Source organism: Ruegeria sp. HKCCD6426 (assembly GCF_057221115.1).
The window spans coordinates 290046-302410 of the sequence record NZ_JBWVBF010000001.1; the positions used below are offsets into that span (position 1 = coordinate 290046).

Genomic DNA, 12365 nt, shown 5'->3' on the forward strand with positions numbered 1-12365 from the left:
GTGAACGCGCCAAAAGTTACTTCGGGCCTGCTTTTGGCTATCTGGTTGGCAACGGAATGAACTCCTGATCATCACCGGGCGGCAGGTGGAACCGTGGATTACTCTCCCAAGCCTCAGCCCGCCATGCCTCCTTGGCTTCCTCGATACGCTCCTTGGAGGACGCCACGAAGTTCCACCAGATATGCCGGGGTCCCTCTAGAGTCTCCCCGCCCAACATCATCACCCGTGCGCCTCTCTCACCGGCCTTCATAGACACCTGGTCACCGGGTCGGAATACCATCATTTGTCCGGCTTCGAAGGTATCCCCAGAGACCTCCACCGACCCCTCTACTACATACACTCCGCGATCCTCATGGTCATCTGGCAGAGGAATGCTGGCACCCGCTTGAAGCACAGCATCAGCGTAAAACATCTCTGCAGGTGTCTTGACCGACGCACGTTCCCCGTAGGCGTTGCCAAGGATTAAACGCACCTCTTTGCCTTCACCTTCCATCAACGGCAGAGCGTCAGCAGGGGCGTGTTCAAAGGTAGGAGCTAGGTCCTCGTGGTCCTTTGGCAGCGCAACCCAAGTCTGAATGCCGAAGAATGGCATAGGGTCCACTTGAGTTTCATCGTCAGTTCTCTCTGAGTGAGTGATACCCCGACCTGCCACCATCCAATTGACGGCCCCCGGTTCGATCCAAGAGTCGGTCCCTAAGCTATCTCGGTGGTGCATACGTCCACGGTAGAGGTAGCTGATGGTCGCTAAGCCGATATGAGGGTGAGGGCGTACGTCCAAACCTTTTGTCGGGAGTAATTCAGCGGGTCCCATTTGATCGAAAAAGATAAAACTTCCAACCATCTGGCGCCTTGGCGCGGGCAGGGCGCGGCGTACCTCGAAGCCACCAATATCGCGGGCACGTGGGATGATCACGGTCTCTATGGCGTCCATGGCGTCACCAGTGGGGCAGTGGTGGTCTAGCGCAGGGTTCCAAGACATAGGGCGTACTCCTTTGGCTATACCCCTAAAATGGCGCAGACGGGAGAAGAGTGAACCCTAAGCATCCCTCAGGGTTCGACGATGATTTCGGTTGCAGGTGTGAGGCCTTTCTGATCGTGCTTTTCTAGAGGACGTTGTAAAGCCTTTGCACTTTTGCCCTGATATCGAAAATCTTTGGAGAGATAGTCCTTCATATGGTCCCGCAATAGCTGCATCTTTAGGTCAGTCCGTAGCTCGTAGATTTCCCGGTCTGTCAGGTCACCAAGGCCTTCTTGAGAAGAGTTGGAGACATCTGTTGCGATAATACTGACCTTCGAAAGGTTTAAGCGCTGCTGGTTGATCCGCATGATCTCAGAAATTAGGACTCTCGCTAGTTTGTATGAGGCCGCGATGATCGCACTCGTGATAACCACATATGGCATCCGAGTCACTAGTATGGATAGTATGCTTACCCCTTCGTTCCTATCTAGCACTGTCGTGAGGTTTGCGGCGTTAAAGACCAAGAGACCGGTGACAAGGACTAAGAGAAAAATCGGAACCGCAGCCATCTTCCAGTAGGTTCGGATGTTTTGCGCACCTTGAGAAACGAATGCGCCAATCTCGGTCGGAAACATGTTTACATCGTCTTGCAGGTCTCGGAGAATTTACCGTTCTTCGGCTATATCAATGGCAAGTTTCTCTCGAACCGTCGATCTCTCGGAAATGGTCTCTTGAATATTACTTCGCCGTTCATCAAGATCAGCAATCGCCTCTTCTCTTTTAGCGATATCTGCCACGAGTGCATTTCTCTCTTCCGTTAATCTTCCGACGTTATTACTCAGTTCGGTTGCATTTTTTTTCGCCTCGTTGATCTCGGCGTTCGTTTCCCGTAATTGTTCCTTTGCTTCCGAAATTCTATTGTTCGCCTGTTCCGCGTCTTCTATCGCTTGATCAGTATTTGAAACGATATCGGCCTTGTAGCGTCCTAAACGACCAACGAGGCGGACGAAAGACTCGAGTTCTCCAGTTTGGAAACCAACCAGTTGTACCCTTGTTATTTTGGTGTCGGTAAACCATTTCTTGGGCGGCTTGAAGGCGACTTCTCGTACCAGTTGGTTAACAGGTGCTCGATAAGTGTTCTGGTCTGATTTTGAAAACTCCTGAACAACTTCCCCTCCTTGAGCAAGGGTCCACTTGAATTCAAATTCATTGAATGAGCTGTAGTTTTCCTCGTTTACTATTACTTCGCTGAGAAAAACCGGTTCCTTGAATGAGTATTCATACCAACGGTTTGAGCCTCCGATAGGTTCAGTAGAACCGGAATTCGCGGCGAGTTTGGCCGTTTTGCGGTCTTTCCCGTGCAGCAAGTCGAATGGTAGCTGCGAACGCGCAGGGACTTTGATGTCCTTGAGTTCCTGCGCCTTTTCGTAAGCCCGCGTTAGGTCCGTTTCTTCTTCCACTGGATCGCCCTACCTAATAAACAATCTGAACGAACCCGAGATTATGACTTAACTTGCTCGGTTAAAACATAATTCTTCCTTGGGTTGGATTTTGAGTACAAAATTCGTGCAGGTAATAAATGCGCGATCCTTCCCGCGATCCCCCCGTGGCCCCCCTTCGATCACTCGGAGATAACTTGGGGTACACCCGCCAGGTACGCCGGATGCTCAGGTGCAGCCATGGAAACCGCCAATTACCTGCTAATTGATAGGTCCTGATGAAAAGATCGAATAAAACTCTTCAACCAGATGGGTCCCGCCGAATTCATCACAGAAGGCGGCATTGATGTCCGCCCGCATCCTCATATCGGGCTCGGTACGGTTACCTATCTGTATCAAGGAGAATTCGAACACCGCGACAGTCTTGGCACTCATCAGATGATCTATCCGGGCGAAGTCAACTGGATGGTTGCAGGGCGTGGTGTCACCCATTCCGAACGCACCAGCGCCGAAACCCGCGGCAAAAGGCATAACCTGTTCGGCATCCAGACCTGGATCGCCCTGCCTGAAGCACATGAGGACATGGCCCCTGATTTCGAACACCACAAACAGGGCGCCTTGCCGGAAATTGAAGACAATGGTGTCAGCGCCCGCCTGATCCTCGGATCTGCTTACGGCGAAACCAGCCCCGTGACGATGCTGTCGGATACCTTCTATCTTGACGTGCGATTGAAACCGGGCGCGTCCTTTCCGTTGCCCGACGACCACGAGGACCGGGGCGTCTATGTCACTCAAGGTTCGGTGGAGATTGTGGGAGACAGATTCGACGAAAGCCGCATGATGGTCTTCCGCCCCGGAGACCACCTCTCGGTCAAGGCTGGGCCGCTTGGAGCACGGCTGATGCTGTTGGGTGGGGCGACCCTGAATGAAGATCGGTACATTTGGTGGAACTTCGTCTCATCCTCGAAAGAAAAGATTGAGAACGCCACTCGTGAATGGAAGGCCGCCGATTGGGCAAACGGTGCATTTCACCTGCCACCGGGCGACGATCAGGAGTTCATTCTGATTTCCGAAGAACTGGAACGCACCCGTCCAAGACTGGCGCGGTAAATACCGTATTGCGCAACGTCAGTTAACGCGCATGCTTGCCTGCCCGAATATTCCCGGTGATCCTTCACCAACGGAAAGAGGGTCGTCATGAAAATCGTGATCGCAGGCGCTGGTAGTATCGGTTGTTTTTGCGGCGGCTTGCTGGCGACAGAGGGTCATGACGTGACCCTGCTCGGTCGCGCACGCGTGCTCGACCCGATACGCGTGCACGGATTAACGGTGACTGACTTTTCCGGATTTCAACGGATCGTACCAGCCAATCAACTGAAGCTGGCTGAACAGCCCGACTGTCTGGAACAGACCGAACTGGTCATTGTGACAGTCAAAACCGGTGCGACGAACCAAATCGCTGGCCTGATTGCCCAATTTGCACCCACCGGCGCTCCAGTTCTGTCCTGGCAAAACGGAATGGAGAATACGCGCATCCTGCGCGACGCCCTGCCGGGCCGTGACGTACGGGCGGGAATGGTGCCGTTCAATGTCGTGCCAACCAGGGACGCAACATACCACCGTGCTACGTCCGGCGACATCGTTATCGAGACCGGAGAAGGGACACTGGCCGCGCGTCTTTCCAATGCCGTTTTGCACATCTCGGAAAGCGACGACATCGAGGCGGTGCAATGGGGTAAGCTTGTCGTCAATCTCAATAACGCGCTCAACGCCCTTTCCGGGATGACCCTGCAAGAGCAATTACTCGACCGGGATTGGCGCCGTCTGATGGCGGATCAGATGACCGAAGCGCTTTCTGTTCTCAAAGCCGCCGGGCATCCCGTGGCCTCGACGACGCCTTTGCCCGCGTGGATGACACCGCATATCCTGCGCCTACCGACGCCACTGTTTTCTCGCATCGCGTCGCAAATGCTGACCATCGATCCCAGCGCCCGGACGTCGATGGCTTATGACCTGATGGCGCGCCGACCGACTGAAATCGACAGCCTGCAAGGAGAAATTATTCGCCAGGGCGCGGTGATGGAAATGCCAACGCCGATTAGCGACCGCGTGGCCGAACTGATCCGGCGATCCCCGACCACATCCTTATCGGTTGGGCAAATCAGGCGCTGATAGTCGCATCACCCGAGTTAGTTAAACGCGGTTAGTATCCAGAAGATCGCCCCGGACAAAACGGCTGCTGCAGGCACCGTCACAACCCAGGCTGCAACGATGGTCATGAAATGGGAGCGGCGCACAAGCTTGCGTCGCTGCCGCTCTTCACGCGCCAACCGCATATCTGCAGGTCGCTGACGATTGGAGTTTTTCCGACGACGGTCAGAGTGCCATTCCCGGTAGAAGCCAACACCGAAGACACCTCCGACGGCAATATGCGTCGAGCTGACCGGCAGCCCCAACCAGCTGGCAACAATCACGGTAATTGCGGCGGATAAAGCCACACAAAAGGCACGCATCGGGTTCAGTTTGGTGATCTGGCTGCCCACCATCCGGATCAGCTTGGGTCCGAATAAAAACAACCCGAAAGAGATGCCAAAGGCACCTATGACCATCACCCAGCTGGGGATAGTGACCTTCGCGGCAAAATCTCCGAACTCTGCCGCGTGTACAATTGCGGCTAGCGGTCCAACTGCATTCGCCACGTCATTTGCGCCATGGGCAAAGCTGAGAAACGCAGCCGAGATTACCAGCGGCAGACCGAACAGCGTCTTCAAAGAGCGGGTGCGGTTCTCCATGCCTTCAGATTTGCGACGCACCCACGGCACGGTCACGGCCCAGACCAGCGCACCCGAGCCCAGCCCGATCAGCAGCGCCATCTCAAGCTCGATCTTCGCGATACGTTTGAGGCCCTTGACCGCCAGATAAGTGGCAAACGCGCCAGCCATGAAGGCCACCAGAATGGGCACCCAGCGTCGCGCTGCGGCGATCTTATCGTCCTGATACTGAATTTTTGACTTTATCAACGCCAGAAATCCGGCGGCGATGACGCCGCCCAATACCGGAGAAATCACCCAGCTAGCCGCAATTTTACCCATTGTGGCCCAATCAACCGCGCCGAGGCCAGCTGCGGCAATACCGGCTCCCATCACGCCGCCGACGACCGAATGGGTCGTGGAAACAGGTGCGCCGATCCACGTTGCCAGGTTGACCCACATGGCCGAGGATATCAGCGCAGCCATCATCGCCCAGATGAATACATTGCTGTTTTGCACGGAAGCCGGATCGATGATCCCCTTGGAAATGGTCGAGACCACATCGCCGCCCGCCAGTAGTGCGCCCGCACTTTCGGCGACGGCAGCAATGGCAATCGCGCCGGTCATGGTCAGCGCATTTGCGCCAACCGCAGGTCCCATGTTGTTGGCTACGTCATTGGCCCCGATATTTATGGCCATATAGGCGCCAAATGCCGCCGCTGCAACGACGATAAGCCCGCCATCCGCACGATCAAACAAAACGGCCGCCAACAACCCGGCCAGTACGATAAACGCCAACGCAATTCCTGGCGCTACCAACGGGCGCGAGACATACGCGTTTGCGCGTTCAACATTTGTGATGCGGTGCAGGTCGCTGTCCAGTGCCTGCCAGCGTGACTTTGACGGGGTATCGGTCATATTCTTCAGAGCGCTGTTGCTTTGGGCTCGCGCGCTATAGCCTAATGGCCGTCTGAGCAAGGTGGTTTTCACAAAAGTGAAGTGAAACCGTTACATTTGCATAAGCAAATCCCGTAATTCCGGCTCACGTACTCGTCCGGCAGCTGTTTCCGGCGAAACCCAGCACCGTTTACGTTGATGGGCCTCGGGGAAATCCTCTGCCAGTTCGGCAACGTTAATGTGATAGACGCAGGTCAACACCTGTTGGGCCGAGCCATCCTTGAGGGTCTTGTAATAGCTGAACTGACCGACAGGTTCTTCTCCGATCGACTCGGCGTGTACACCCGCTTCTTCCCAAGCTTCCTGTCGTGCCGTACCCGCTCCGTCCAACCCATTGATCGGCCAGCCTTTCGGGATTATCCAGCGTCCGGTGTCCCGGCTGGTGATCAGCAGAACTTCGGGCCGCCCGCCCATGTTTCTTGTGCACAGCGCTGCACATTGCACCCGATGCGGGCGCAAGAATAGTGGCCTTGCCACTTCTTCCCATATGTTACGCAGCCATTTTGACATGTTCAGCCTGTTTGGCCTCCTTTGGAGTGCCGGATTACTGCCATTTAATCATACACCAAGAATATCTCAATACGATCGGCCGGATTTGCAGGAAATTGCCCGAAAACCGCTGATATTGTCCGGATATGTACCCTAAAATACATGGAAATCGTCCGCATTGGCAGATTTCGGGATCAACACCCCCGGCGTTTCGCTCGCAAGGTGGGATCGGCCTGTGTGGGGTCTTCGGGCCAAGGGTGTTTGGGATATTGCGCTCGCATATCCTTGCGCACATCCGCGTAGGATCCCGCCCAAAATCCCGGCAGGTCCCGGGTAATCTGTATCGGACGCTGCGCCGGGGACAGAAGGGTGATCTTCAACGGCTCGCCCCCCACGACAGGATGCCGGGTGACGCCGAATACTTCCTGCAAGCGCAGCGAGATTTCGGGCACAGCACCGCTGTAATCAATTGGCACTTTACGCCCCAGCGGCGTCTCGAATGCGCCCGGTGCGCGGCGGTCCAGTTCCTGCGACTGTGCCCAATCCAGCCGCGCGCGCAGGGCGGGCAACAGATCAAATCGCTTCCAGTCATCTGCGTTGCGCACCCCGGAAATCATGGGTAGCAGCCAATCCTCCAGTTCCGCCATCAAGCCCGCAGCCGAGAAATCGGGTAGGTCCACGCCTTCAGCGCGCACCAATTCAACCCGCGCTGCCAGCCGGGCGGCAGCTCCGTCCAACCGAAGGCCCAGGTCGCGCACGCCGTCCAGCATGGCTTGCGCGATGGCATCGTCGGGAACGCCTTTCCAAATGCGATCACTCAGGGTGATCGCGCCAAACCGCTCCTGTTGCCGGGCCACAACCCGACGCTCGCGCTTTGACCAATGGCAACTGTCGACCCATTCGATCTGATCCGCAAACAGGTCTCGGATTTCGCGTTCCGAGATTTGCGCGGCCATCCGAATACGCGCCTCTCGCGGGTTTCCGTCAGTGTCGATGGCAACCAGATAAGGGGCTGCAGCCAGCGTGTCGCCGTTGTCCAGTACGACTCCCTTGCCGCCGGACAGGATATAGCGGGGCAGGTCGCCCTTGCGGCGTTGCCCAATCCGGTCCGGATGTGCCAATGCCGCCATGGCCGCCGGGCTCAGGTCACGGTGCTCGTCCGAGTCCTGTACACGCAACCTTCTGGCTTCGGTCTTGATCCGGTCGACGGCGCCGGGGTTGACCTGCCAACGCCGATTGCGCTGGAAAGCGCGCAGGTCGCGCAGCACTTCCATTCGCAGAGTCAGATCCGCAGGTGCGCCCCTTAGTGGATCACGCTCCGCCATCAATGCGGCCAGAGGCGCAGCACGTGCCCCCGCCCGGACCAACATGTGCCCAAGCCGCGGATGCAGCGGCAGTGCGGCCAACGCGCGCCCGTGATCGGTGATCCGCCCCTTGGTGTCCAGCGCGCCCAGCATGCCTAGCAGGGTGCGAGCCTCTGCCATAGCCCCCTCGGGCGGAGCGGTCAGGAAAGCGAGGTCGCCGGGCCCTGCACCCCAGAGCGCCAGTTCCAATGCCAGTCCCGTCAGATCCGCCGCCTCGATTTCGGCGGGTGGGTAGGCCGCCAGCGCACCGTCTTCACCTTTTGACCAAAGCCGATAGCAAGCCCCTTCGGCCACCCGTCCAGCTCGGCCCGCGCGTTGCGTCGCTTCGGCGCGTGTCACCCGTTCCGTCACCAGCCGGGACATCCCCGAACCGGGATCGAACCGCGCCCTACGTGCCTGACCCATGTCCACGACAACGCGTATGTCCGGGATGGTCAGCGAGGTTTCGGCAATCGACGTGGCCAGCACCACTTTGCGGCCATCTTTGATCGGAGTAATCGCAGCCCGTTGTGCGGCAAAAGGCAGGGCTCCGAACAGCGGGCGGATTGTGCAGTTTTTTGGCAGCCGTCCGTCCAGAGCACCTTCGGCACGGCGGATTTCGCCTTCGCCGGGCAAGAAAACCAGCATCCCACCGCCGGTGCTTCGAGTGTCACGCTCGGCCTGAACAACCAGATCGACCAGCGCGTCTAGGCGCCGAGCTTGTACGCCCATGGGTCGGTCCAGCCAGCGAGTCTCGACAGGATAGCTACGCCCTTCCGAGGTCAACAGTGGCGCATCCATCAATTGCCCGACCGGTCCGGCGTCAAGTGTTGCCGACATCGCCAGTAGGATCAGATCGTCCCGAAGGGCACCCGCCACTTCAAGGCACAAAGCCAGACCCAGATCGGCATTCAGGGACCGTTCGTGGAACTCGTCGAAAATCACCGCACCCACACCGGGCAGATCGGGATCGGATTGCAGCATTCTGGTCAGGATGCCCTCGGTCACGACTTCAATTCGAGTGGATTTAGATACTTTGGCCTCACCGCGAACGCGGTACCCGACAGTCTGGCCGACGGATTCCCGCAGTGTTTCAGCCATCCGTTCGGCGGCGGCACGGGCAGCTAGACGCCGGGGTTCAAGCATCACAATCCGGCCCTGACACAGACCGGCTTTCAACATTTCCAATGGAACCCGTGTAGTCTTGCCCGCGCCTGGTGGAGCTTGCAATACGGCCCGGCTGTGGATGCGAAGGGCGTCCAGCAATTCGGGAATGGCGTCGTCAATGGGCAGGCGTGTCGTCATGCGCGCTTTATCCGCCATCCCATCCATGCCGTCCAGTTCTGCTGTGGCCTTACGATCAGAGCAGTCCCGGAATTGGCTTGAGCGCCGGTCCGGTCCAGAGCCAAACCTGTTGTTTGGTGTGGCAAGTGCTCATCGTGCACTTCAACTTACTCGCGATGGTGACACAGGATGTCGCTTTGCGACGGTGCGGGGCTGGACAAATCACCCGGCGGGGCTGCAAGTAGACATGCCGTTAGAAATTGGGGTTGAAATGAACGTGGACAGCCTTGGTGACAGGATCATAAATGGTGACCGGCGCGCACTTGCACGTGCCATCACGCTAGTTGAAAGCGGACGTGCTGATCATCGCGCGCAGGCCACTGAATTGCTGGGTCAACTGGCGGGGGCTGGGCGTCAATCACTGCGCATCGGTCTTTCCGGTACGCCGGGCGTCGGCAAGTCGACCTTTATCGAAAGCTTCGGCATGATGCTGACAGGGCAGGGATTGCGCGTTGCGGTCCTGGCCGTAGACCCCAGTTCGGCCCGGTCAGGCGGCTCGATTTTGGGCGACAAAACCCGGATGGAGCGACTGAGCCGCGAGAAGAACGCCTTCATACGCCCATCCCCGAGCCAAAGCCATTTGGGCGGCGTGGCGCGGCGCACGCGCGAAGCGATCGCACTGTGCGAGGCCGCCGGATTTGATGTTGTGCTGATTGAAACCGTTGGCGTCGGCCAGTCCGAGACCGTGGTGGCCGAAATGTCCGATCTGTTCCTGCTGCTATTGGCTCCTGCGGGCGGGGACGAATTGCAGGGCGTCAAGCGCGGCATCATGGAAATGGCCGACATGATATTGATCAACAAGGCCGATGGTGACTTGAAATCAACAGCGACTCGCACTTGCGCCGACTACGCCGGGGCATTGCGCCTTCTGCGAAAACGACCTCAGGATCCCGAGGGCTTTCCCAGGGCGATGACCGTCTCAGCTGTTGAAGAGCACGGCTTGGAACAAGCCTGGGACGAAATGCAAGGTCTCACTGCTTGGCGTCGCGAAAACGGTCACTGGGAGCGAAACCGCGCGGTGCAGGCGCAATACTGGTTCGAACAGGAAGTCCGCGCGGCGCTTCTGGCCCGCTTGTCTACCGCGCAGGCGCGGGCCGAAATGGACCGGCTAGGCGGCGAGGTCAGGGCTGGACAGCTCAGCCCTTCGGCTGCGGCAGACCTGATGTTGACCGGACTGATTGAGGATTAGGGACTGCGCATACAGAACTTGTTCGAACTACGGCCCGTCGCACGGCGGGCGCTGCAATCAGGGGTTGAACCTCGTTGCTGACCTGAACAGGGATTGATGATATATCTGTTCGTAAACGCATCTGACCCCAGCTTCAGGAGCCGTCGCCAATGCCGAATATCACCGGGACCAATGGCAATGACGATATCGATGTCACAGATGACAACGGCACCCTGAACGGCGCGCCGCAGGGAACGCCGATTGATAATGTCCGGGGCAGGGGCGGCGACGACCAGATCGATGTCACGGACAGCACGATCACAAACAATGTCCTTGGAAATGGCGGCGATGACACGATCACGGTCACCGACAGCACGGTCGGTGGTCGGGTCGCAGGCGGCGCCGGTTCGGATACGATTACCGTCAGCGGCTCGACCGTTGATGAAATCCGGCTTGGTGCTGATGATGACACGCTGAATTTCAGTAGTACCGATGTGGCCGGGTCGATCAATGGCGGCAACGGGACCGATACGCTCAACCTGCCGACCGGGACGGTGGTAGTCGATGACACGCACGGTACTTTCACGGTTCAGGACGGGGTTGGCTATTCCCTCTCGAGCGGTTCATTCACGTTACCTTCCGGTAAAACTGCCACCTATGATTCGTTTGACGCCGGCACAGGATTTCCCTGTTTCACCTATGGCACCGAGATACTGACGCAAAACGGGCCGGTTTTGATACAGAACCTCAGCATAGGTGATTTGATCCCGACACTGGGGGAAGGGGTGCACCCCATCCGCTGGATCGGGCGTCGTCGTCTGAATGCGCGGTCGCTGGACGACAACCCAAAACTCTTGCCGGTGCGAATCCTTGCCGGGGCGTTAGGCGAGGGTCTGCCGCGTCGCGATCTGCTGGTGTCGCGGCAACACCGGATGCTGGTGCAGTCGAGAATCGTTCAGCGCATGTTCGGTACGACCGAGGTGTTGATCCCGGCGATCAAACTGACTGCTCTGCCCGGAATTTTCGTTGATGAGAGTGTTGAGAGTGTCGAATATTTCCATTTGCTGTTCGATCAGCATCAGGTGATCTTTGCCGAGAATGCGCCAACCGAAAGCCTGTACACGGGTCCCGAGGCCATGAAATCGCTCAACCCTGCAGCGCGATGTGAAATTCTAGAGATTTTCCCTGAACTTGCACGTCTGGATTACACAGCCGACCCAGCGCGACTCATCCCGCGTGGTCAGCAGCAGAAACAGCTGGTTGCGCGGCATCTGAAGAACAACAAGCCGCTGTTGCAGACCCCGATAACGTGAGGAGCGTAAGATTGCGGCTTTGGTGCAAAGAATTCGCAGCATCCGACTTGACCCTTCTGGCGATTCCCACTACACGCATCCAACCAGTTTTCGGGCGCGACCTCGGTTTGCGCCCCTTGTGATTTGGCTGCGGATACAACGCCCGGCCTCCAGAAACAAAGGAAGAAACCATGTCGCGCCGTTGCGAACTGACCGGAAAAGGCCCGATGACTGGCAACAATGTCAGCCACGCCAAAAACAGAACTCGTCGTCGTTTTCTGCCAAACCTGAACGATGTCACCCTGCAGTCGGAAACCCTGGGTCGTGGCGTCAAGCTGCGCATCTCGGCGGCTGCCCTGCGCTCGGTCGACCACCGTGGTGGTCTGGACGCGTTCCTGGCAAAAGCCAAAGACGAAGAGCTGTCTGATAACGCTCTGAAAGTGAAGAAAGAAATCGCCAGGGCGCAAGCCACGGCCTAAGCCTTTCTCCATTTCCAAGATTTTGGCCCTGCACCCCTGTTGGTGCAGGGTTTTTGTTTTGCGCTAAGGGTACTGTCGAACAGTGTTTACGATTTAATATTAATTCGGACTTTTAGGTGACATTGTTCACATATCGCTCGCTGAAT

General features: G+C 57.4%; 10 protein-coding genes and 1 pseudogene. 5 read left to right on the plus strand and 6 right to left on the minus strand.

The genetic code is table 11. From position 1 onward, the window contains the following. Positions 1-37: 37 nt before the first annotated feature. From AC2TDA_RS01390 to AC2TDA_RS01400, 3 genes are all read right to left on the minus strand, one after another. On the minus strand, positions 38-979 hold the full coding sequence (locus tag AC2TDA_RS01390; protein WP_480878464.1) for a pirin family protein: 942 nt from the start codon (positions 977-979) through the stop codon (positions 38-40). Between the two features lie 68 nt (positions 980-1047). After that, complete coding sequence (locus tag AC2TDA_RS01395) at positions 1048-1593, minus strand: hypothetical protein (protein ID WP_480878465.1); 546 nt, start codon at positions 1591-1593, stop codon at positions 1048-1050. A 30-nt stretch (positions 1594-1623) separates the two neighbouring features. Beyond that, positions 1624-2418, minus strand: a complete 795-nt coding sequence (locus AC2TDA_RS01400; RefSeq protein ID WP_480878467.1) for a hypothetical protein — start codon at positions 2416-2418, stop codon at positions 1624-1626. Between the two features lie 279 nt (positions 2419-2697). Here AC2TDA_RS01400 and AC2TDA_RS01405 point away from each other — a divergent pair. Continuing rightward, positions 2698-3507, plus strand: a pseudogene (locus AC2TDA_RS01405) (pirin family protein); the annotation flags it as partial. A gap of 87 nt (positions 3508-3594) precedes the next feature. Beyond that, the gene (locus AC2TDA_RS01410; protein ID WP_480878469.1) at positions 3595-4569 is read left to right on the plus strand and encodes a 2-dehydropantoate 2-reductase; all 975 of its coding nucleotides are present in this window, start codon (positions 3595-3597) and stop codon (positions 4567-4569) included. 17 nt (positions 4570-4586) lie between these two features. Here AC2TDA_RS01410 and AC2TDA_RS01415 read toward each other — a convergent pair whose 3' ends face one another. From AC2TDA_RS01415 to hrpB, 3 genes are all read right to left on the minus strand, one after another. Continuing rightward, entirely contained in the window at positions 4587-6065 is a 1479-nt protein-coding gene (locus AC2TDA_RS01415) for an inorganic phosphate transporter (RefSeq protein WP_480847606.1), read from the minus strand. A gap of 90 nt (positions 6066-6155) precedes the next feature. Further along, positions 6156-6614 (minus strand): NUDIX hydrolase, encoded by a 459-nt coding sequence (locus AC2TDA_RS01420; RefSeq protein ID WP_480847605.1) that lies wholly within the window; start codon positions 6612-6614, stop codon positions 6156-6158. A gap of 173 nt (positions 6615-6787) precedes the next feature. Next, positions 6788-9241 (minus strand): ATP-dependent helicase HrpB, encoded by a 2454-nt coding sequence (gene hrpB, locus AC2TDA_RS01425; protein WP_480878471.1) that lies wholly within the window; start codon positions 9239-9241, stop codon positions 6788-6790. A gap of 250 nt (positions 9242-9491) precedes the next feature. Between hrpB and meaB the strand changes: the two genes are divergently transcribed. The 3 genes from meaB to rpmB all read left to right on the plus strand — a co-directional run bounded on the left by meaB (position 9492) and on the right by rpmB (position 12219). Next, positions 9492-10469, plus strand: a complete 978-nt coding sequence (gene meaB, locus AC2TDA_RS01430) for a methylmalonyl Co-A mutase-associated GTPase MeaB (RefSeq protein WP_480847864.1) — start codon at positions 9492-9494, stop codon at positions 10467-10469. A gap of 149 nt (positions 10470-10618) precedes the next feature. Further along, a complete protein-coding gene (locus AC2TDA_RS01435) occupies positions 10619-11761 on the plus strand; it encodes a Hint domain-containing protein (protein ID WP_480878473.1) in 1143 nt (380 codons plus the stop codon). 170 nt (positions 11762-11931) lie between these two features. Continuing rightward, positions 11932-12219, plus strand: a complete 288-nt coding sequence (gene rpmB / locus AC2TDA_RS01440; protein WP_480878475.1) for a 50S ribosomal protein L28 — start codon at positions 11932-11934, stop codon at positions 12217-12219. Positions 12220-12365: the final 146 nt, after the last annotated feature.